General features: G+C 35.8%; 18 protein-coding genes. 1 reads left to right on the forward strand and 17 read right to left on the reverse strand.

Features of this window, described 5'->3' with window-relative positions; translation table 11 throughout:
• The first annotated feature begins 34 nt into the window (after positions 1 to 34).
• Positions 35 to 1,204 carry an MFS transporter gene (locus tag BK137_RS03565; protein ID WP_038183562.1) on the forward strand — a complete coding sequence of 390 codons (1,170 nt, stop codon included), beginning with the start codon at positions 35 to 37 and terminating at the stop codon, positions 1,202 to 1,204.
• Positions 1,205 to 1,242: 38 nt separating this feature from the next.
• Here BK137_RS03565 and BK137_RS03570 read toward each other — a convergent pair whose 3' ends face one another.
• From BK137_RS03570 to BK137_RS21825, 17 genes are all read right to left on the reverse strand, one after another.
• Positions 1,243 to 3,843 (reverse strand): VWA domain-containing protein, encoded by a 2,601-nt coding sequence (locus BK137_RS03570; RefSeq protein ID WP_038183559.1) that lies wholly within the window; start codon positions 3,841 to 3,843, stop codon positions 1,243 to 1,245.
• The gene (locus BK137_RS03575) at positions 3,827 to 5,596 is read right to left on the reverse strand and encodes a vWA domain-containing protein (protein ID WP_038183556.1); all 1,770 of its coding nucleotides are present in this window, start codon (positions 5,594 to 5,596) and stop codon (positions 3,827 to 3,829) included. Before BK137_RS03575 ends, BK137_RS03570 begins: the two co-directional genes overlap by 17 nt.
• A gap of 10 nt (positions 5,597 to 5,606) precedes the next feature.
• A complete protein-coding gene (locus BK137_RS03580; RefSeq protein ID WP_235175716.1) occupies positions 5,607 to 6,482 on the reverse strand; it encodes a DUF58 domain-containing protein in 876 nt (291 codons plus the stop codon).
• Positions 6,479 to 7,474 carry an AAA family ATPase gene (locus BK137_RS03585; RefSeq protein WP_038183553.1) on the reverse strand — a complete coding sequence of 332 codons (996 nt, stop codon included), beginning with the start codon at positions 7,472 to 7,474 and terminating at the stop codon, positions 6,479 to 6,481. The genes BK137_RS03580 and BK137_RS03585 overlap by 4 nt, the downstream gene beginning before the upstream one ends.
• Positions 7,475 to 7,486: 12 nt before the next feature.
• A complete protein-coding gene (locus BK137_RS22185) occupies positions 7,487 to 8,983 on the reverse strand; it encodes a hypothetical protein (RefSeq protein ID WP_038183550.1) in 1,497 nt (498 codons plus the stop codon).
• Between the two features lie 12 nt (positions 8,984 to 8,995).
• Entirely contained in the window at positions 8,996 to 9,844 is an 849-nt protein-coding gene (locus tag BK137_RS03595; protein WP_038183546.1) for an ABC transporter permease, read from the reverse strand.
• Positions 9,841 to 10,770, reverse strand: coding sequence for an ABC transporter ATP-binding protein (locus tag BK137_RS03600; protein WP_038183544.1), 930 nt, complete (start codon positions 10,768 to 10,770; stop codon positions 9,841 to 9,843). Before BK137_RS03600 ends, BK137_RS03595 begins: the two co-directional genes overlap by 4 nt.
• On the reverse strand, positions 10,767 to 13,151 hold the full coding sequence (locus BK137_RS03605; protein WP_051448681.1) for a DUF7408 domain-containing protein: 2,385 nt from the start codon (positions 13,149 to 13,151) through the stop codon (positions 10,767 to 10,769). The genes BK137_RS03600 and BK137_RS03605 overlap by 4 nt, the downstream gene beginning before the upstream one ends.
• 172 nt (positions 13,152 to 13,323) lie before the next feature.
• Positions 13,324 to 14,454, reverse strand: a complete 1,131-nt coding sequence (locus BK137_RS03610; RefSeq protein ID WP_038183541.1) for an N-acetyldiaminopimelate deacetylase — start codon at positions 14,452 to 14,454, stop codon at positions 13,324 to 13,326.
• Positions 14,455 to 14,467: 13 nt separating this feature from the next.
• Positions 14,468 to 15,181: a 2,3,4,5-tetrahydropyridine-2,6-dicarboxylate N-acetyltransferase gene (gene dapD, locus BK137_RS03615; RefSeq protein ID WP_038183538.1), complete on the reverse strand. Its 714-nt coding sequence runs from the start codon at positions 15,179 to 15,181 to the stop codon at positions 14,468 to 14,470.
• Positions 15,182 to 15,244: 63 nt separating this feature from the next.
• Entirely contained in the window at positions 15,245 to 16,153 is a 909-nt protein-coding gene (locus BK137_RS03620; protein ID WP_038183535.1) for a transcriptional regulator CcpC, read from the reverse strand.
• A 96-nt stretch (positions 16,154 to 16,249) separates the two neighbouring features.
• Positions 16,250 to 16,693 carry a cyclic-di-AMP-binding protein CbpB gene (cbpB, locus tag BK137_RS03625; protein ID WP_038183532.1) on the reverse strand — a complete coding sequence of 148 codons (444 nt, stop codon included), beginning with the start codon at positions 16,691 to 16,693 and terminating at the stop codon, positions 16,250 to 16,252.
• Between the two features lie 199 nt (positions 16,694 to 16,892).
• Positions 16,893 to 17,135, reverse strand: coding sequence for a hypothetical protein (locus tag BK137_RS03630; RefSeq protein WP_038183530.1), 243 nt, complete (start codon positions 17,133 to 17,135; stop codon positions 16,893 to 16,895).
• 60 nt (positions 17,136 to 17,195) lie between these two features.
• Positions 17,196 to 17,963: a 2,4-dienoyl-CoA reductase gene (gene fadH, locus BK137_RS03635; protein ID WP_038183527.1), complete on the reverse strand. Its 768-nt coding sequence runs from the start codon at positions 17,961 to 17,963 to the stop codon at positions 17,196 to 17,198.
• 128 nt (positions 17,964 to 18,091) lie between these two features.
• Positions 18,092 to 20,119 carry a sensor domain-containing protein gene (locus tag BK137_RS03640; protein WP_051448680.1) on the reverse strand — a complete coding sequence of 676 codons (2,028 nt, stop codon included), beginning with the start codon at positions 20,117 to 20,119 and terminating at the stop codon, positions 18,092 to 18,094.
• A 195-nt stretch (positions 20,120 to 20,314) separates the two neighbouring features.
• Positions 20,315 to 22,426 (reverse strand): RNA degradosome polyphosphate kinase, encoded by a 2,112-nt coding sequence (locus tag BK137_RS21820; RefSeq protein ID WP_038183525.1) that lies wholly within the window; start codon positions 22,424 to 22,426, stop codon positions 20,315 to 20,317.
• A 3-nt stretch (positions 22,427 to 22,429) separates the two neighbouring features.
• Positions 22,430 to 23,968: a Ppx/GppA phosphatase family protein gene (locus BK137_RS21825; RefSeq protein WP_038183522.1), complete on the reverse strand. Its 1,539-nt coding sequence runs from the start codon at positions 23,966 to 23,968 to the stop codon at positions 22,430 to 22,432.
• Positions 23,969 to 24,043: the final 75 nt, after the last annotated feature.

Genomic DNA, 24,043 nt, shown 5'->3' on the forward strand with positions numbered 1-24,043 from the left:
ACACGAAATACTTCTTCAAGAAAGAGAGTAATATATGAAATCCTCTAATAAATTGGCATTGATTTTATTAATGTTTAATATGTTTATCACGATGAGTGCTGTTGGTCTTATTATTCCTGTAATGCCCACATATTTAAAACTGTTTGGTGCAGCTGGACAAGTACTCGGCTTTTTAATAGCTATAATAGCTTTTGCGCAGTTTCTGTTCTCCCCTATTGCAGGTAATCTATCTGACAAAATAGGTAGAAAAAAATTAATAGTTTTTGGTCTAATTTTAAACGGTATTGCACAAATCTCTTTTGGCTTATCTACAGAACTTTGGATGCTATTCGTTTGTCGATTCTTAACAGGAGTCGGATCTGCCTTTATTGTACCGCCAATTATGGCCTATGTAGCAGATATTACAACCATTGATGAACGTGGAAAAGCAATGGGGCTAATTGGAGCAGCGATTTCACTAGGCTTTATGATTGGACCAGGAATTGGTGGCTTTTTGTCTAACGTTAGTTTACACTTTCCATTCTATTTTGCTGGTTCTGCTTCTATCATTGCAGGCGTTTTATCTCTCATCTTATTACCAGCGACAACACCTATAATACAGAATGTTGTGAAAGGTGATAACATATTCAAGCAATTAACCCGTTCATTCCATGCATCATATTTTGTACTACTTATTGTTGTCTTTGTCTTCTCATTTGGAATTTCAAATTTCCAAGCGACTCTATCAATGTTCTTAACTTATAAGTTTTCATACACAGCAACTGATATAGCTATTTTAATGACAGTTGGTGGTTTTGTAGGTGTCATTGTTCAAGGCTTTGCATTAAATAAGTTATTTAAAAAATTCGGCGAAATGAAAATTATTTTATTTGGTCTTGCAGTTGCCTCCATTAGCATGCTTGGTATATTATTCGTTAGTGGATTCTTTATCATGTTGCTTGTGGCAACAATATTCTCAACAGCAACAACTTTAATTCGTCCTGCTGTCAATACTCTAATTTCAAAAACTGCTGGCAATGAACAAGGTTTCGCTGCTGGTATGAATAATGCATACATGAGTTTAGGTAATATGATTGGTCCTGCACTTGCAGGAATATTATTTGATTGGAATATGAATAGTCCCTATGTTTTCGGAACGATTATTCTTGTTAGTTGCTTCTCTTTAACTGCGGTTTGGGCAAAGAGAAAAACAACGCTTGCTTAATTATATATAAAAAGGCGGCTCAATCTCGAGCTGCCTTTTTAACGTGTTTTTTTATTTTTTAACAGTTCGCCAACATTGAGGTGTTCTCCATGTTTGGTTTCTTTTTTTGTTCTACGAATGCCCTTTGGAATATTAAGTAATGTAGTCAAGCCGAAACGTCTTAATGTGATATCGATAAAGAACAATAACATTGCAGTTAATACCAACCATTGTACAATGCTCTGTTGGTTTGAACTCGAAGAAGTATGCTTACGAAAGGCTTCTTCTGGATCTGTTATTTCTTTACCATTAGTTTTTGTTGATAGCTCTTTTAATAACTTCGTATTGTCTGGCTGTATTTTATATTCTGCACTATAAGGGATAGTCAGTCCCGCTTGATACATACCTTTTTCATCATTTGAAACTCTGAAGAATACTAATCCAGGTCCATGATCAAATTTCACACGTGTTTTTCCAGGCGCTAATGGTTCTTCTATGATTGATAACTCTTCACCTTTTTCATCTACAACAACTATGTCCATAAAGGCAGATTTTGCTGTCGGATCTGAAACGATAAAAGAACCGTCGCTTTGCTGTTGGATATTATAGGGTACCTCATTATAAGCAGGGAGTAGCTCTGACACGGTCGTGTTCCAAAAATCCGACCACCCTTGAAAGCGAGCCCAATCTCCACTCCACTTGCCTTTGGAATCTGATGTGAAGGCCATTGTCTTTCCTAGTCCGTATTTCCATTCAGCAAGAACAGGATCATCCTTTTCACTTTCAGCAATGACATTAGCCGTTTGCTTTGCTGTAGTAGCGATGTAAGCATTCATTTTCGGTACGCCATCTTTAAATAGACTTTGCCATTTCGTCCCTCCACCTATGATGGGATAAAACGGATTGTCTTCAATATATGTGCGAGTCAACATCGACGTTTCACGAGATAATATAGACGGAATTGTTTCTTCATCCGCCACATCATAAAATCGACCTGCTCCTGCTTCAGCTAAATATTGAAGTAAACCTCGATCAGAATCTTGGCCAATTGCAACTGTAGAAAGTGTGATATTCGCTTTTTTACCTTCTTCAATTAGTTGATCATAGGAACTATTTGTGGCTGCCTGACCATCTGTTAACAATATAATATGCTTGCGCTGTAACTTTAAATCTTGCATACGTTCATAAGCTAAGCTTAATGAAGTATAAATTTCGGTTCCTCCATTTGGTGCAACAGATAAAATTTGCTCGATCACCTGCTGCTTATCTTCTAACGGAATTGGCGGTATGATTTCCCATGGACGGTCGTCAAACGCGATGAATCCAAATGTGTCGTCTTCACGCAATAATTCCACTGAGCGTGCAGCTGCTTCTTTTGCTAAATTAATTTTGTTACCACTCATACTCCCAGAACGGTCTAAGACAATTGTTAAGCCTAGAGAAGGAATTTGTTCTTTACCTTTCACTTCCATTTCAACAGGCAAAATGGTTTCAATCGGCGTTTTAAAATATCCACCGAGCCCAAAACTATTTTCCCCACCAATCATCATAAATCCCATCCCAAAGTTTTTCACTGCCTGTTCAATCATCGCCATTTTCTTTTCTCCGACTAAATGCCCTGAGACATTATCAAAAATAATAGCATCATAGCCAATATAAGATGACTGCATTGACGGTAATTCTATCGCTGAGATGTCATCTATCTTTAACGTACTTTGGTCAATGACATTAAAAAGAGTACTTGATTTCACATCATCACCGTGTACTAATAATATATGTGGTGTTCCTTGTACTGTAGTGACACTTGTTAATTCATTATTTTCAAGGAAGGCATCTTCTGCCATTTTAAGTTGGGCCTTATATTTAATGAGACCGTCACCTTTTGCCGTATGGCGGAATGTAACTGTATTTGAGCCACTATCTAACTGTACTTTTTGTTTTTCAATTACTTTATCATTCGCCGACAATAGTAATTCACCTGTCGTATTTGTGGAAGCTTCAACTTGCACCGTTAACTGTTGCCGTTCACCTTTATATGCCACAGGTGGCGTTTCAAAAGATGTAATGGCAACATCTTGTTTTACTGGTTTATCTACTTTTACTGTATCAATTTGAATATTACTATTTTGTAGCCGACTGAGTTGATCCATTGTTGAACCCGCTGTTTCTACGCCATCTGAAAATAATACAATACGAGTAGCCTTATTACTATCTACTACATTGGATACTAGCTGTAAGGCATTTGCTAAATTGGTTTGTCCACTATCTTTAATAGCTGGCCATACTGGTAAATTGATGTTATCAGCGGTTAAGCCTAGATCAGTTTGTACTCCTGAAGCAAAGCTATAGACCCCTTTAGATTGGTAGTCCTTACTACTTTCAATACTTTCTTGAATCCAACTCGCAATATCTTTTTCAGTTCCTTCCATTGAGGCAGAACGATCTACTAAAAAGACTACTTGTTCTTCCTTTACCGGCAATAAAATATAAGGGGCACTCAATGCAAAAATAAGTAAACTGATTGCTACTACACGCATGTAGAAAATAATTTTATGTTCTTTATTATAACGTTTGCTACTTTGTAGCCATGCCCACCCAAAATACATTAGAACTGGTATGAATAACAAAAGATAGAGGGGGTGATCAATGCGTAAATCCATATCGACGTTGCACCTCCCATTCAACTAGTAATAATGTGATAATCAACAATAATAATAATGGCACTAGGGGTTGCTGTACAAAATTTGTTGCTTTCTTATCCATAGTCTCTCCATATTCAAATGAAGTCCCTTTAGTAATTACTTTCTCTTGCTGCTGTAATGTAACTACGAAGCGTTTTTCCTCATTACCCGATTTCATCATATAGAGTCCTGGTTTAGTAGGTGCGATAAAACTGTTACCATCTTCAAAGCTACGAATATATTCCCCGCCTTGAGTAAATATTTCATACCCTTTTTCTCCACCACCTGTTCCGGCCAAAGAAATAATACGTCTTTCATTCGGTGAAAACGTGCCAATATCACTACCACTACTAGCGAGGCTTTCTTTTGCACTCCATAAGAATAAAGGGAATGAAGGGTGAAGCGGCCAGTCTGTCATTTGTATATCCGCTAAGACGGCAATATGTCCTACAGGTGAAATTTGAATAAATGGCGCATCTCCAATTGTTGCAATTGTTTTATAATCTCTAAACGCAGGATACAACTCATTGACGTATACATCCTTTATTGGAGCATAAGCAAAGAGGTTAGAATCCTTCGTTTTCAGTTCTCCCTTTACTTCTTTTGCTTTTTTATCATCACGCCCAATTAAAAGAACAGGTTGCTTTTTTTGTTCTAACAACCTCGTTTGGTTTGTAACGATGATTGCATCATCCTTCGAATCTCCTAATTGTAACGATGGTACTATGCTTACTGGGAAATCCATCGCCTGAAAGGCTTTTTGTACTAATTGCTGTAACCCTTGATCGACTAAAATTTTAGATATATTCTGCTGTATCAAAATGGTTATTTCGTTATCTACTTTGTAGTCATCTTCGACCTTTAACTTAGCTGTTAGAGCTGTTTGATCAGGAAGATTATCGAAGAGAACACGTTCTTCTTTATTTGCAGGGATAATAATTTTCTTATTTGTTAACACTTTACCTGTCTCATTAGTAATTGAGATTGTTACTTGTTGTTCTTTACTCGTATCATTTTTCACTTGAGTAATCGCCTTCAGCTGACCTTCTACTTTTGTGGCACCAAAACGCTGCAATGAAATGTTCTGTAGGTTATCTGGTGCCCCTTTAACAATCCATTTAACGTCTGGTAATTCCAATGGTAATTGGTCACGTTCTATTGCATCCGTGAACAAATAAATAACTGTTGATTTCTTACTAATGAATGTTTGTAAAAAGTCTAACGTTGTTGGAAACTGTTCATTAGCATATGTAACTTCTAATGATTTTACGGCGTTTTGAATAGTCTTAGTATTAGTTTCATTACGCAATATTACTTGAGGTTCTGTTCCAGTTGTTATAATCGTAACAGCTTTACCGCCAAGTCTATTTGTTAAATCTAGCATTTCTTTTTGATGTCCCTCAAATATCGTTTGCCCATCTTTTTTTGATAGCATTGTCGCTGACGTATCTACTACCCATATAATTTGATCACCAGCAATAGATTTTGTTTTCCAATACGGCTGTAATAAAGCAATAACAAGTAAAATAAGGCCAAGCATTTGCAAATAAAATAAGGTATTTCTTTGTAAATGTTGTAAATAAGGTGAAGCTTTCGTTTCTTTCATTACTTCGTCCCAAAAAAGCGTGGTGGAAATTTGTTTCTCCACATATTTTTTTCGGAAAAAATAATAAATTAATACCGTTAGAGGAATGATTGCTGTTAATAGAAACGGTAGTTGATTAAATCCCATTTACTTCACCTCACTGTAACCATTTTGCTTTGACTAGTTGATTAAATAGAACGTGTTGGAGCCCGTCTACCACTTGCACAGTTAAATGCTGTACACCATATTTTCTACATATTGTCTCAAGCTCTAATTGATGTTCCTGTTGTTTCTCTTCATATGATCGAAGTACATTTTGTGACATTGATACATTTACACTCGATGAAGTCTCAACATCAACTAATCGTACATCCCCAGAGTAAGTTGGTAATTTTTCGTCAGGTGACTGTACTTGGAGAAGTCGAACATCCTTTGCAAATCTCGGCGTTTTACTTAAAAAAGCGCTCCACTTTTCAAGTGGTTCAAGTACATCTGAAATAATTATCAATATCGTTGCATCCTTAGGCAAAGTTTGTAAAGCATGTTCAGCAAAAGATTCGGTGAAAAACGGTTCCGATAAATCTGATACCGTCTTTTCATATGCCCTTTGATAAGTTGCCCCCTTGCGACGAAATGGTGGTGTCGGCTTGTCTACATATGAAAATGATAATCGATCATCCTTATTTAACACCATAATGCCTAAAGCGGTCGTTAGCTGTCTTGCGAATAGCCATTTTGACTCCTCACCCATCGATTTCGTTGTATCAAGTACTATATGAACACGCATCTCTTGCTCATCTAAAAAGCGTTTAATAAAGAATTTCTCAGTTCTCGCAAAGACATTCCAATCCAATTGTCGAACATCGTCACCTGGATGATATTCTCTGAAATCAGAGAAATCTAGTGATGCTCCAAATCGTTGTGACCGATTCGCTCCTTTATGATGTCCACGTATTTTTGTAGCTGTATTTAAAGACAACCGGCGAATTTTACTAGCCCATTCATTTGGCAGCAAAAAATTTGATTGCATCATACAACTTGCCCTTGCTTCATTTTTTCAAGTAAAGTATTTAGTACATCGTCAACTTGTAAGCCCGCAGCCTCTCCTTCGTAATTGAGCATTATTCGATGGCGGAGAGCTGGTTTTGCTACAGTTTTTATATCTGCAATAGACACATGATAGCGACCATTAATTAGTGCACGTGCTTTTGCAAGTTTTACAATACTTTGCAATCCACGAGGACCACTACCATACTCGATAAACTGTTTCACTTCATCAATCGTATCAGGACTATCTGGATGCGTAGCGACAACTAAATCTACCGCATAAGAAAGCATATCATCAGCTATGATTACCCCTTTCACCATTTCTTGTATTTCAACAATTTCTGTATCGTTCATTATTTTTTGTAGTTTAATTGAAATGGAACCTGTCGTTCTTTTCATGATTTCCATCAGTTCTATTTTTGATGGAGTAGGGACTAGTATTTTACAAAGGAAACGGTCCATTTGCGCTTCTGGTAAAGGATAAGTTCCTTCCATTTCGATTGGATTTTGTGTAGCTAATACAAAGAATGGTTTTGCCATTTTCTTTGTATCACCAAGAACAGTTACTGTTTTTTCACCCATTGCCTCTAGTAGTGCACTTTGAGTTTTTGGCGTTGCACGATTAATTTCATCGGCTAAAACCATTTGACTGAATATAGGCCCTTTTTGGAAAGAAAAGCGCTGATTTCCATCTACTGAACGTTCAATAACACTCGTACCTGTTATATCTGTTGGCATTAAGTCTGGCGTAAATTGAATACGTGAAAACGATAAGTCAAGAACTTCAGAAATGGTTCGAATCAACATCGTTTTCCCTAACCCTGGAAGTCCTTCTAGTAAAGCATGGCCATCAGCAAGAACAGCAAACATCGTATAATCGATTGCCTCTACCTGCCCAACGATAAAGCGACCAATTTCCTCTCGAACAACTTGTAATTTTTCACTCATCGCTACATATTGCTCCGGTGTGTATGACATGGATATCCTCCTCTATTTGTTTTCAATCGTAGAAAAATAATTTTGAACAATATTCTGTAATTCTTTTGGTAATTGCAGGCGATCTGTTGTTTGGAAATACGAATCTTTATAACTTCCAACGACTTCTTCATAAGGTCGTATTGATCCTTTGTGAACTGGGCCCTTTTCTGTTTCATGAATTTCTGCAGCACTACCCTCACCCATTTTACCGGAGTCTACTGATGTTTCCCATTTACTGCCAATACGATCTGGAATTGCTAGCAAATTACGATTGCCTTGACCAATTCCTGCCCCCTGACCAGTGCTTGAACCTGAACCATCGCCTTGACCTTGACCTTGGCCTTGACCTTGACCTTGGCCTTGACCTTGGCCTTGGCCTTGACCTTGGCCTTGACCTTGACCTTGGCCTTGACCTTGGCCTTGGCCTTGGCCTTGGCCTTGGCCTTGGCCTTGGCCTTGACCTTGACCTTGACTTTGATTTTTTCCATTCTGATTAGGACTACTTTGCGTATTTGATTGAGATGTACTACTATTTTGTGAGCTACTTCCATTTTGATTAGAACTCTGACTAGCATTGCTATTTGAAGTAGCCGATTGATTTTGATTTTGAACATTAGTTTGCTGATTTTGCAACGCCGATTGAAGGGATTGAGATAGTGGCTTTCCCTGTTGACTCATCGCAGTTTGTGCATCCTTCGCCTTATTCATCAATAAGTCATTCGCTTTTTGCAAATCGGCTAATTCTTTCATTTCCGCCTCTGATAATCCATTTCCTTTGCCCTTTTCATTGCTTTTGGCTATTTCCTTTTTCTCTATTAATTGCTGCTCTTTTAATTGTAATTCCTTTTGCTTTTTCACGAGCTCACGCAACGCTTCTTCAGATGTTTTCGTTTCTTTTAGCTTTTCCTGTAGCTTCGCTAATTCTTTTTTTACTTCTTCTGATTTTGCCTTTTTCTCAAGCTTTTTCACTTCTTTTTTCATGTCTGAAATGATCTTATTTTCTTGCTCTGCATCTTTTGCAGCTAATTGCGTTGTTGCTGGAAATAAAGTAAGAGCGAAAATCGCAACGGCTATTAAAAAACTACCTAATATGAAGGGTACGTTCAGAATTTTCTTCTCTCTTGCTTTAAATTTGAGTAACGCTGTTTCAGCATGTTCATCTGTCTGTTTCAATAAATGTTGAAACAATGGCGTCGATGTATCGTCTACCGAAAAAACTGCTCGTAATTGATTATGAGGAAAATAGCCATCAAGTGCATATATTGAATGCTCTTTTGATGGCTTCGTCCACAAAATATAAAGTACCCAAGAAACAAAAATTACGGTAGCTACTATGAATGCAATTTGTGAATAGTAAGGAAAAACAAAGAATCGAGAAACGATCATTAATATAAAACTAACACTCAATGCGACTAGTAGTCCCAACTGAATTTTAGTAAATAAATGCTCAAGAAAAAGGCTCGTTTTTGCCTTTTTCAATGCGTGTGCTAAACGACTTTGACCGTTCATCGATTACCCTCCTCATTTCGCTTTTTTCATGTTAACACGTAGTCTCTTGATTGCTATAAACAGACAGACAAAGGTTACAATTGAATAGAAAATTAAATAACCTGCCCAAATTGGAAAATGAATCTTCGTCACTTCATAGAAACTCTCCAACATTTCAGGGCTAATGAGTGTCATCATTAAAGCAATTGGATTAATCGTACCCCAAAAATAAGCAAAAATTGATGGGTTACTTGTCACACCCGTTGTGCTTGAAACATTCATCTGCACTGAGATTAAAAAGAAAAACGCCGTAACACCTGTTAAAAATAGCATCGATCCATACGTTACTATCATAGAGAGAATAGTTTTCCTAAGTATTGTCGAGAACATGACTCCAATACTTCCTATAGCAAGCATTGTCAAAATCAAAAATGCGAAGATAACAAGTAATTGTGTAGGTGAAACGCCACCAAATAAAAACACTAAACTATAAATTGGTAACCCTGCAATTAATAACAGTATTAAAAAAACGATGGATGAGCTCATTTTCCCAAAAATGATTTGGAAAGAAGATTGCGCTGTCGTTAGGAGAATATTTAACGTTTGTTTTTCACGTTCAGAACTAATTGAACCGGCTGTCATACCCGGCGTAATGAACAATGTTAAAGCTAGTTGGACAAAGGTCAACAAACTAAATAAAAGTACGCTTTCTTGCGAATTAATAAAACCACTTAAATTAAACTCCATTGATACAAAAATGAAACCAAAGACAAATATGCTAAGTGCTAGTAAATAAAACATGATGCCTGAAAAGCTTTTAAAGGCGCGGAATCTTAGCTTAAGTTCTTTTATAAGCACTGGATTAGTGAACAACGATCTCATTCTTCATCCACTCCCTTCGTAATAGCCATAAAGACATCTTCTAAATCTTTTTCTTCTTCCGCAAATGATAATATAGGAATATTTGCAAGTACTGCTTTTTTCAACAGTTCCATTTGCTCTTCATCTGAACCTCGATAACGGAAACTTAATTGCTGTTCACCTGTTTCAATTCCTGTTACAAAAGGATCTTCCTCAAAGAAACTTATAGCTTTTTCAAAACCATTTTTCAGCTTTACAGTCAATACTTTTTCACCTTGTAATCGTGTTTGAATAGCTGCGACTGATCCATGAGCTATTAATTTCCCATTATCAATAACACCAATTTCATCACACATCTCCGCAAGCTCAGGGAGGATATGCGAAGAAATTAAAATCGTCTTACCCATTGATTTTAGCTGTTTCAAAATATCCCGCATTTCTATTCGAGCACGGGGGTCTAGACCCGATGCCGGTTCATCCAAAATAAGAACTTTAGGATCATGAATAAGTGTTCTAGCTAAACAAAGACGCTGCTTCATACCGCGTGATAGTACATCTACATATTCATAACGTTTATGTGTTAAATTGACTAGTTCTAATAGTTGTGGAATTAACTTCTCACGCTCCGCTGCTGGAATACCATAACTTGAACCAAAGAAATCTAAATATTCATCTGCCTTCAATTGGTCATAGACACCAAAGAAATCCGGCATATATCCAATTAGTTTACGAATCTCCTCAGATTGTTTCGTTACACTTTTACCATTAATCCATGCATCACCAGCTGTTGGTTGCAGCAATGTTGACAAAATAGAGAATGTCGTTGACTTACCCGCCCCATTTGCTCCAACAAAACCAAATACTGTACCTTCACCAATTGAGAGATCCAGTCCTTGTAAAGCATAAAAAGAACCGTATTTTTTTGTTAACCCTTTAATTTCTATCATTCTTGGACCTCTCCTTTCAATTGCAATTCTGGTAACACAGTCCTCGGATCATTATATTTCCCTACATTCTTTATTAATTTATAAACAACTTGACCATCTTTTGAAATATATTGCGATACGTCTTTATCTACTATAGATCTTGCATCGGATACTTCTTCAAACTTATCTTTTTTCACATTATATAAATTGATTGTTAAAGTTTGCATATCGGTATTGGCTAGTTGTAATTCTGTCCATTTCACTTTCTTATCTAAAATGGAATCAGGTATTGTCCAATTCACATCATATTCGCCATCATCAAGATACCAAGAATTATTATCCTCAAAGGTTTGTTCAACGTACCCGCCCATCGTTGAATTAATCTCCTTAGTCATTGCGTTTGCAGGTAATACGAATTCACCAGATAAATTTGTTTTGGGATTAAAATTTTGGACAATTAAATTCAATGAAGATCTCTCAGCTTTTTGCGTTTTTAATTCAATTGGTAACAGCGCTTCATCTACCCATGCCACAATGGCTGGTTGATCATTATCAACTAACATTTGATAAGCTAAGTTTTGAGCACTCTGCTGTCGATTTTTTATAAGCTCTTTTTTATTTTTTGCTGGTTCTACTCCTACCATGCCCATTTGCATAGGCGGTAATAATATAGACCCATTAATTGTTTGAGTTACTTTTAATGTCTCATCTGGTTCAATATCACCTAGTTCCAACCACTTTACACCTGACCAAATTGAAACATCCTTAATTTTAAATGGGAAGTTATTTTTAACTGTACCTTTCACAGCCCCATTTTCTACGTCTAACTGGATATCTAAACGACCAATATCTTTAATTTGCGTATGACCAACCAAGCTATTTACAGCCCAATACCGGCTATTTCGAATCGTCAAGGATTGATGGTCGGCATATTGTTCCAACACCGCCTTTTGATGTACATCATTTAAGCTTTTGAAACCTGAATATGTAGTAGACATAGTCATTGATGTATCTTTTGGTGCCGTAAATTCAAAATCACCACTGCGATTTGATAACAATGCTGATGCATAGATACCTGATAAGCTATTATCCCCATTAACTTTAAATACAGCAGTTTGCTGAATTTGCGGATTTAATAGACGATCTTTTGCCCCGTACCAAAAGATGAACAATGAAGTGACAATTGCTAATACGGGAATAATCCACCATGCATGTTCTCGTTTATCTTTATTTTTTAGTAAGAAATAGAGTACTGGTCCTAAAATGAATATATATATAACAACAATCACTAGTAATAAAATAGCAGAGACTTGGAATGATGGAAAAATCTCATTTTGACTGACTAATTCCCAATTCATTTGACTTATTGTTGATTGTAGCGACTGGTTATTAACTTTCAAAGGAACTATTTTTTCAAGAAGTTTTGTGTAATCATCTTCTTTTGCCAAAGGAGCATTTCCTAGAGAAAAGGCCGTTTGAATAACCTCCCCCTTACCAACAGCAAGTGTAGCAACAAGCGGAGATTGATTTGCTTCTAATACCATTTCTGCATTTTCATTTAATTTGGCTTCGTAAGCTGTTACGTTTTCTTTAAAATTACCGCCTTTTGTTAACTTTCTGAGTGTCTCTTTAGATACTGTTCGCTCTTCGCCTAAAGTCAACGGCAAATATTCTTTCAATAAACCAACTTCGGCATCTACGTTAATAGAAGCTCCGATAATTGCTTTACCACCATTTTTCACCCATTCAATAATGGCTTGTTGTTGTTCTTCTGATAAGTCAGCTAATTTATATTCGTCAATGACAAGTACATCCCCCGCTGACCAAGACGCTGCTTTTGATGGTATTGTGAAGTTAGTTAACTGTGCAACATCTATTACTTCCATTCTAGTTGCATTATTTTTGCCGAGTTTAGTGAAGCCTAATAACCGATCCGCATTACTTGTTAATGTGAAAACAATTGGAATATCGGCTTCAAGTAGTTGTGGATTGATATTTGCTTTACCAGTGTACTCAATAGATTTCCCCTTTTTCCAACCACCTTCATAAAAATGAATCATTTGTTGATTTGATCCATTCCCAATGTAAGCATCAGAAAACTGTTCGAATGCTACTTCTATCGACTTCGTTTCATTTTCTCCAATTTCTACAGGGATAGCGATACCACTACCAGTATTATAGTCCTGCATTGAGTCAATAACGATATCGCCAGAAAATGCTGTTCCTGTATTCTTGACTGTTATTGTAAGAGGTAATCCTCTGTTATATTTTCCTTTATTTGCAAATCCAACTGATGTCTTCACATCAAGCTTTGGTGCCGCAAATGCTTCCATTTGAATACCTGGTAAAAAACTAAATATTAATAAAAAACATGAGACCAATAGTAATAACCTACTTCGCAATGGAAATTCCCCCCTCTTTCTTCTTTTAAATTAATACGTTTTTTTAGTAATTTGGTTGCATAGATAACAAAAATATATATTTTTACAAAACAAGGAAAATATTTCTTATTATTTAAAATGATCTTTTAATACGCAAAAAACCTATAGTGCAAAATTACACTATAGGTTTTTATTATTTATAAACAGTAAATGAACGTAAAAATTGTTCTACAAATTGTATATTAACATTAACTAATTCTTCATCTGGTTGTATAGCAGAATGATGAAGACCATATGGCGTATTTGCTCCTGTCCAGAACATAGCACCTGGTAAGTCTTTTAAAAAGAATCCAAAATCTTCGCCAGTCATTGCTGGTGGGCATTCATAAGCTACAACCCCAGGAAACTGCTCGGCAAAGCGTAGTAAATCATACGCACAGTGCTCATCATTTTCCACTTGATAATAAGATGAACCATAATCAATACTTACTTTACATTCATATGCTATTTCAGTCGCTCTACAAAGTGCTTCTATACGCTTTTTAATCAACTTCATCGATTCTGCCGACATCGTTCGAATTGTACCCTCTAGCCGTGCATCTTCAGCAATTATATTCTGAACAGTACCCGAAGTCATCTTACCTATCGTTACTACAGCGCTATCTAAAGGATTTATATTCCGACTGACGATTGTTTGAAGTTGAATCATTAGATTAGCAGCTGCTACTGTCATATCTCTCGTATTATGAGGATATGCCGCATGTCCACCTACTCCCTTTAAATCGATAAAAAGCTCAGAGGTATTTGCAAATAGCATACCTGGTCTAGTTGCGATAGTCCCCACAGGATATTCAGGAGCGATATGTAAGGCGAAAATAGTATCAGGTACTAAATCAAGTCTTTCTCTTTGTAGCCATTCAAGCATAGGCTTTGCACCACCTGGACCTTCTTCAGCTGGTTGGAAGTATATAATTACAGTGTTTTCTGGTTGATTTTCTGAAAAGGCCTGTACTAACCCTAATGCGATAGTCATATGGAAGTCATGGCCACAAGCATGCATAAAACCTTGATGCTCTGAAGAATAAGCCAATCCTGTATTTTCTGAAACCGGTAGACCGTCAATATCCGTTCGCCAACCAATTTTCAACTGTGGATTTGAGCCATTAATCGTCACAATAATACCCGTTCGCCAAACGTCAATTTGAATATATGGTTTCCACAATTTTTCAATGATCGTGAGTAAATACTTTTGAGTTTTTTCTTCCTTAAAACCAACTTCCGGAATTTTATGTAGCTCTCGTCTAATTTCCAGTAAACTTTTCATCTTATACACCTGCTTATAATTTACGAAGATCTTGCATAATTTCAGTTTTTGATTTTGTTTTCTCATCAATTTCTTTAATGACTTTTGCTGGCATCCCTGCAACTACTGTATACGGTGGCACATCTTTAGTAACGACTGCTCCTGCTGCAACTACAGCACCTTCTCCTACCCTACAGCCTTCTAAAACAACTGCATTAGCACCAATCATTACTCTATCTTCAATAATAACTGGAGATGCGGAAGGTGGCTCGATTACACCCGCTAACACAGCTCCTGCTCCAATGTGACAATCTTTTCCTACCATTGCACGCCCGCCTAATACAACATTCATATCAATCATTGTACGATCGCCAATTTCAGCTCCAATATTAATGACACTCCCCATCATAATGACACAATTATCTCCTATAGTAACTAGATCACGGATAATAGCGCCAGGCTCAATACGAGAGTTGATACCTTTTAAGTCAAGAGTTGGTACCGCAGAATTTCTTCGATCATGTTCAACAACAAAATCGGCAATTTGTGCTTCGTTAGCTACTAAAGCTTTTTCAATTTCTGCCCATTCGCCAAATACAACAGCTGAATTACCTTCACCAAAAACTTTACTTCCCTCACCAAATGAAAGCTCTGCTACTTTTTCACCTTTTACATAAACTTTCACTGGTGTTGCTTTTTTTGCATTAGCTAAATAAGCAATAATTTCTTGCGCGTCTAATTTCTGCATTGGTTACGTCCTCCTACTATTCTGAAAATATGGACTAATTGTACACGAAAAATAATAGTGTTGTCATTTCTTTTCTTCTGCACTATTCGAATAATCATAAAGACATTCTGCGTGTTTTTTCACAAGGTCTACAAATGCTGCTACTTGGCGCAATTCAAAAGAAGATTCATAACCAATAAGCCATGTATCGCGTGTTAACTCAAACTCCTCTTCATTATTCGTCAGGGGGATCGTATTAACATCCTCATGCCCACTTAATGTAATAGAAGGTAAAATAGCGTATCCAATTCCGTTCAATGCCATTTGTTTGCAAGTCTCAATTTGATCTACCGTAATTTGCCGACGAGGATTAGACTTAAAATGACGTTGCCACCATTGTTGTATTTCCTGATAGTAATTAGAATCACTTTTAAATTGAATAAATGGACGATCTGTTTCGAAAACTTCATCAATCTCTTTAATTTCTTTATCAACTAAGTACAACGTATCACGGAACAAGTGAATCTTCGAGCCTTTCCAATCTGTATGTCCACGCACTATACCTACATGCGCCTCTCCTTCATAGAGAGATTTAACAATTTCTGAGCTCCAACCTGTGATCAGTGAAATTTTAGCCTCGGGATATTGTGTCATGAAATCTTTCAATACTTTCGGTAACCAAGTATGCCCTACAATCGATGCACATGCTATTTTCAATGTTCCGTGTACTTTCGAATTCAACGACTGAATCATTTCATAAATTTCTTCTTTTTTTGAAATTGTATCAATCGCATATTGTATGACTAACTCCCCTGCTGGTGTAGGTGTTAATCCTTTTTGAGAGCGTAAAAACAACTGTGCTCCCCAATCTTTTTCAATGGATTGTAAACGTTGAGAAAGTGCAGGTTGGGATAAAAATAAACGTTCAGCTGCTTTTCTCATATTGCCTTCCTCAGACAATACTTTTACAATTTGAGCTTCTGTTGTTGTCATCGAAAAGTAACCTCCTGTTCGTCCATATATGGCTTAAATCATTTATTATAAATAAAGAAGGCCCCATTAATGGCGACCTTCTTTCATTTTGTCATATTAAGAATTGAATTGATAGATGTGTTTTTTTAGCTGTTTTAATATTACACGACGTGTCATAATCCCCATAAAGGTACCTTCATCATCAATTACGCATAAAAATGCATGATTAATTACAAGGTCTAACGCTCTTTGGAAATTATCCCCAATGTTTAATGTAGCCACTTTCTTATCCATTATTTCATCTACTTTAATATCTGTTAATCTCTCATACTCTATATGTTCCATTCCCAAAATTGGTTCTGTGATCATACGCATGCTTAGCATGCCATGCAGACGGTATTTTGCATCAAGCACAGGTATAGACGAATAGCCAGTTTTCGTTAGGACAAGCAAGGCGTGCTCTGCATTATTCCCCATTTGAACATGTGCAACTTTCTCAGAAGAAATGATAAAATCAGTAATTGGCATTTCAAGGAACTCTCTGCTATTTAAGGACATCATAGTATTCTACTCCTTTTTCTGTTCCTCGTTTTAGAACAGCAAAATACTTATTAATCATATCACAGTCCCTCATAAAATTTCCATTTCTACAAATAAATTTTTAATACAACATAATATAAATCCGCAAAATTGTATATTAATACAACTACACTAATAAAAAGATGTGAAGAGGGAATACTAAATATCCCTCTTCACATCTTTATATCCATTGGTATTTCACGATATTGTAAAAAATTACAATGAAAACAAAAACAAAAGCTAGGCCATATACCCAAATAATTGGATTAAGCATCGTTGGATTATCTTTAACAGCTTGACTAATCGGTTGATCATTATTATGAACAGCTTGTTGCTCCATTTTCGCAATGCGTCTCGTATAAGCATACCCGATACCGCAAATAATTAATATTACTCCCATTAATGGCCAAGTCCACGTATCCATAGCGTCACTTCCTTCTTACTTGTTTCGCTAAGTATGTGCATTAATTTGCTATTTTAGTCCCTAGAATGGATACTGATTTAAGTGTTGTCCACCATCAAGGGTGACAACTTCCCCATTCATGTAAGATGCCTTATCTGACATCATAAACGTTGCTAAATCAGCAATTTCTTCCGGTTTTCCTAATCGACCAAGTGGCACTGACTGTAATGTACGCTTCGCTGCTTCTTCAGATTGCCATAACTTATCAGCTCCGCCAGTTCTTTCAATCGGCCCAGGAGCAATTGCATTAATTCTGATACCATACTGTCTTCCCCATTCAACCGCAAGTGTTCTAGTTAAAGATAATACGCCAGCTTTTGCTGCTGCTGAATGAGCAACTCCTGGACCAGCATCCCACGCATATGTTGCGACCATATTAAGAATGGAACCTTTTATTTTGTTATCCATCCAATACTTTCCTACTTCTTTTGAACAATAAAATGTGCCATTTAATACGATATCAATAACAGATTTCCATCCATTAGGTGATAAATCCTCAGCACGAACGATAAAGTTTCCTGCAGCATTATTTACCAGGCCGTCTACTTGCCCAAAGGTATCTACTGCAAACTTTAACATTCCTGTAACATGCTCAGGTTGCCTTACATCCATTTGGAAGATGGCAATATTGTTCCCGTCTCTTGAAATTTCATCCTTTGCGTTTTTTAGACGCTCTAAATCACGACCTGTAATGACAACGTTTGCACCTTCTTCTACAAACGTCTTTGCCATGTATTTCCCCATTCCATTTGAACCGCCTGTGATAATAATTGTTTTCCCCTTTAACAATTACGATTCCCCCTTTGAATGAATATTCATTCATAATTTTACCATACTTCGGAATTGCTGTCTTTATTTCGGAATAAAAATAAAAACCTTAATGGTTGTTAGCTCATTAAGGTTTGCATTTATTATGTCTAACAAAAATACATTTCGGTAATACTTTCAATCGGCACTGGTCTGCTAAAATAGTAACCTTGTGCCTTTTCACAATTTACTTCTTTTAAGATTTCTACATGATCTTTTTTCTCGACACCTTCAGCAATTACTTTCATACCTAAACTATGTGCAAGATGAATAATTGTTTTTGCTATTGCTTCATCTTTTTCATCTTGTTCAATTTCCTTAATGAAAGACTGATCGATTTTTATAATATCAATTGGGTATCTTTTCAAATAGCTAAGAGAAGAATATCCTGTCCCAAAATCATCAATAGAAATAATTACACCCATTTTCTTTAGTTCTTCTAAAATTGTAAGAGTTTCATGGATATTTGTCATTGAACTTTCGGTAATTTCAAGTTCTAAAGATTGCGGGTTTAATTCATATTTGTAAATATATTTTCTAATAGCATTAGCGAAAGCTTCTTGTTTAAATTGCTTGGATGAAATATTAACCGCAATTCGAACATCTATAAATCCTTTAATTTGCCATTCTTTTAACTGAATACATACTTGATTTAGAACCCAATCGCCTATCTCTAAAATGAGCCCAGAGTCTTCTGCAATGGGAATGAATACACTTGGAGGCACTAAACCAAACTTTGGATTATTCCATCTTAGTAATGCTTCAAAACTATTTATTTTCCCAGTATCTAGATCCACTTGGGGTTGATAATGTATTGATAATTCGTTTTTTTCAATCGCACGTCTAAGATGAGATTCCATTACTGCCCCATTATTAGAAGTGTCAAGCATTTTGCTATGATAAAAACGAAATGTTGAGGGTCCTCTCTCTTTTACGTACCTTAGTGCTTGATCTGCCTTCTTTAGTAACACATCAAATTCCACTCCATCTGATGGGTACATAACACCACCGATAGAACCTGAAATATTCAATTCTAGCTCATCTATACAAAAAGGCTTTTTGAATAGTGCTAATACCTTTTCAGCAAAGTTTTCCGTATTATTGACATCTGATTGTTGTAAAAGAAAGATAAAATCATCACCATTTTGTCTATAGATTTGGCTATTAGCATCTGACAGAGTAGAGAGTCTTTGCACAACTTTCTTTAACAACTCATCTCCTTTATTGAAGCCGATAGAGTCGTTGATCTTTTTAAACCGATCCAAATCTAAAAGAATTATCGCCATCTGATTACCCCGACACTTGGCAATTCTTTCTTCTTCTTTAAAATGCTCCTGTAATGCGTGTTTATTCCAAATGCCTGTTAATTGATCGTGATATGACAAGTAAAAAACAGTCTTACCAGATTCACTATGCCTTGATATATCGCGCAATATAAGTTGTATTTCTTTTACTTCATTATTATCAATAATTGGGATACTTTTTACGTATACCACTATTGTTCTACCCTCGACATTTTTAATACTACATTCGTTTAATTCTATAGGTTGCTTTTGCTCGAGTGTTTGCTCTATCAATTTCAACAGTTTTAACTTATCTCGCTTGGATACAAGTTCTAAATAAGGCAGTTTTATTAAAGCATCTTGTTTATATCCAAATATAGAAGTTGCAGCTCTATTACTATTTATAATTTGCCCACTTTGATTAATCGTAATGACAGGATCTAAATTGTGATCCATTAGCGAACAATACATTTCATTACTAATCACTTTAGTAAATGACAAATAAATTACTTTGTGTTGTGTCGTTGTATCTGCAATCACACCAACATTAAAGGTATGTAGTATCGTTTTCTTCCTTATTGTGATCTGCTTATTATATGGTTCTATCACTTCACCTTTTTGTAATAGGAAATCTTCTAGATTAGTTCCCATTTGAAGTGTAAAAAATGATGATGCAAGCACTTTATGTTCAAATGTATGTTCAAAAAAAGTTTTGAACGATTCATTTACGTATGTAATCCAATATTGATTGTTTGAATCTTGCTCTATTAACATTGTCATGGATTCAGGATACAACCTTGAAAACTTTTGTATAAAATCTAGAAATTGTTGAGGACTCAATGATGAATTATACATATAATGCCTCCATTAACAGAAGTAGTCTACTATGTATTATCATAATTGATTTTTATTCGATTGAATACAATTTTATTTATTCTTTTATATCTATTGGCATATTATCTATATTGGATTTTAAAAAAGGATATTTCAACTAAGGGAAGAAGACTATCGTCATATTAACAAAAGTCTTCGTTTATAGAATATAATGCATTATTCTTCATCTATTAGGACACGGTATGCTTCTTTTAAGAAGATTTCCTGACTGTTTATACATTTATCTCCATCTTTTTTCTCGTTATAATAGTAAACACCATTCTCATCTTGAATGCGTGCCTTAACATTATCACGGAACTGAGTCTTAATAGATTTCATAATACGTTTTTTTATTTCAGTATCAAAAATTGGGAATAGTATTTCTACACGTTTAATCATATTTCTTGTCATCATATCTGCTGAAGATAAGTATAATTTATTTTCTCCATTATGATGGAACCAATATATACGTGCGTGTTCAAGAAAACGCCCAACAATGCTTATCACTGTAATATTTTCACTAATCCCTTTGATACCCGGGCGTAAACAACATATCCCACGGATAATTAAATCTACTTTTACTCCCGCAATTGAAGCTTCATACATTTTCATAATCAGTTCTTTATCGGTTAATGAATTCATTTTCGCTCGGATATGTCCTTTACCATACTTCAAATGATAATTGATTTCGTCATCAATTAATTTGATAAATTCAACTCTAATATCATTAGGTGACACCACAATGTGATGGAAGTTTGGCTTCTCCGTATATCCACTTAGAAAATTAAAGAAGTTCGTCGCATCAATTCCAAATTTCTTTTTCGTCGTTATAATACCCATATCCGTATAAATTTTCGCTGTTGCATCGTTGTAATTTCCTGTTCCTAAATGGACAAAACGCTCAATCTTGCTTTGTTTTCTTCTCACAACTAGCGTGATTTTTGAATGTGTTTTTAAATTATGCATACCATAAATAACTAGACAACCTGATTGTTCTAATTCCTTTGCCCAGTGTACATTGTTTTCTTCATCAAATCGTGCTTTTAACTCCACTAGAACTGTTACTTGCTTTCCATTTTCAGCAGCGAGCTTTAATGCTTGAATTACTGGTGAATTGCCACTGACACGATATAATGTTTGCTTAATGGCTAAAACACTGGGATCATTCGCAGCTTCCGTAACAAATTCCACGATAGGAGTAAAAGATTCATATGGATGATTAAAGAAGATATCCTGAGTTAACGCTTTCTCAAAGATATTTTCATCCGACCTTAAATCTTGAGGTGGCTGAGGAATGAAACTTTCATATTCTAAATGCTCTCTGCCTTCACCTACAAGTTTTACAAATGAAAACAGAAATGTTAAATCTAAAGGGCAATCTACACTATACACTTCCGCTTCCCAATCTTCTAATTCGTTCAGCAGAAATTGAAGTACTCCTTTATCCATTTCTCCTGTACGAACTTCTAGTCGAGTAAGGGCACCCCATTTACGCTTTTTCAATTCTTTTTCAATTTCTAAAAGTAAATCACGTGCACCTTCTTCATGAATAGTTAAATCTGCATTACGTGTTAGTCGGAAAGATTGTACAGATTTAACATGATAACCATAAAACAATTTATTAATATTAGCACTAATTATATCTTCAAGAAGTACCACTGAGATTTCATTCCCTTTAGATGGTACTTGAATGAAACGTTCTAAAACAGATGGTACTTGGACAACTGCTACTTTTTCACAAAACTCTGGCTCTACATTGTCTTGTTCTAAAAGTATTATCATATTTAAAGTTTTACTGATTAATGTTGGAAAAGGGCGATACGCATCAACTGCTACAGGTGTTAACACTGGAAATATTGTCTCTTCGAAATATTCATTGATAAAATTAGTCTGTTCTTCATTTAGCTCTACTATTTTACGCGTATGAACATTCTCTTTTGGTAATAGTTTTTTCATTAATTCTTTATAAATTGCTGTTTGTCTTGAAACAAGTGCTTGAGTTTTCTCAGAAATCCGAGCTAATTGTTCCTTTGGTGTTAAACCTGATTTATTCTCCGGTTTATGAAATCCAGCTTTCACCTGATCTTGTAACCCTGCTACACGTACCATGAAAAACTCATCCAAATTTGAACTGAATATCGCCAAAAATTTCAATCTCTCAAGTAATGGATTTTGTGCATCCTCTGCTTCCTGTAACACGCGTTCATTGAATGCTAGCCAACTTAACTCACGATTGTTGTAGTATTCTGGTTTTGTAATTTCTGTATGCTTAACTTGGACTAATTCCATTGTTTACCCTTCCTTTTCTATAAAGTGTAGTGTTACTTCCCCTTTAAAAATTCGATTTAAATGCTTCTTTTGGCGGTTGGCTTGATACATTTCTGCCATAGCATTACCTTTTGTGAAAATCTTTAGTTTTACATTATCGCCCGATTGTTCCATAGCAATCGATTCGACAATATTTCGTTTCGAGGCATCTAATGCATAGACAAATTTAAGTAACGCTCCGATATCACGCATTTTTTTAAACTCATCCTTCGAAAACCACTCCATAAATGGTTCCGAATAACGGCTGAAATCATCCTTGTTCTTGTAAGAAGCAATTAACGCTAAACGAACACGCTGACCATGGTTTATCCCATCAATTGAGCGATTGGACAGCAAGTAGAATGTATGTTGACTAGCTGCATCAACTTCAATGTACTCGCCTATATGAAACAATCTAGCGGCTTGCTTCAACATATGTAAATCTTCTGCATTATACAAAAATGCCCCTATTTTACAAACTTCAAAATAAGCAATTCCCGTCAGTTGTACAAAATGAGCCGTCTTTTCTAAAGGTTTATCAAATTCTGCAGCTAAAAATTTTGTACTCCTCTCAAAAACATTGTATTTGTTAAAAGCTGTAGGATTGTCCTTTAGTATGCGATCAATTACCAGACCTTCACGTAATCCTTTTCTACTAAATTGAAATGTTTCACTACCCACAATATCCATCAACGCTTGAAATACTATAATCACAGGTGTAATAATATCTGCACGATCACTTGAAAGTCCATCAAGTTGTTTTAATTCTTCGTATGTCAAAGATGTTACTTCGCGGCTAATATTTGTGAAGTCCTCTTTCGTCATCTCATATTGGTGGATACCTGAAATAGGATAATCCTTTTTACGTTGATCTAGCTTTGCCATGTTACGAGCACTTCCTCCAATACCGATAACAGGCAACTGAGCATCTTTTAGCCATAGCAATGTCTCAAAGTTACTTTTTGCAAATTCATAAATCTTTTCGCCATCCTCATTTGTCATTGTGTCACCTTGGATAAATTGTTGCTTTAAGGACACGGATCCAAACGGAAAACTATGAGAACACTGCAGTTCTTTATCTTTAAAATAGGTTAACTCAGTACTACCACCCCCAATATCGATTGTTATAGCTGATGGTGTTTCTAATGTATGGGTAACAGCAAAATAGCCAAAATACGCCTCCTGCTCACCTGATAATAACTCTATCTTTATCCCTGTATTGTTCCACATACGCTCAATAATTTCGGAACTATTTTGTGCTTGACGAATTGCAGCAGTTGCAATGGCTCTTAGATCTACTATGTGATAATCATTTAAAATGTCTTTAAAGAAAAGCAATACTTGTTCAAGTTCCTGTACACCTTCTTCAGACATTACATTATCTACTTGTAAATAATTTCTCAGACGGGCTACCGATTTAATATTTTCTACTTCCTTTAAGCCTCTTAGCGGATCATACGTATAAAGTACAAGTCGGATTGTATTTGAGCCGATATCTATAATAGCTGTTTTAAAATAAGTCATTTGGGGCACATCCTTAGAATTTTTCTTGTCTCTCTATACAACGGAGAGTAATATTGGTATTATAATGTATATTAT

The organism is Viridibacillus arenosi, from assembly GCF_001955655.1.
Classification (GTDB): Bacteria; Bacillota; Bacilli; order Bacillales_A; family Planococcaceae; genus Viridibacillus; species Viridibacillus arenosi.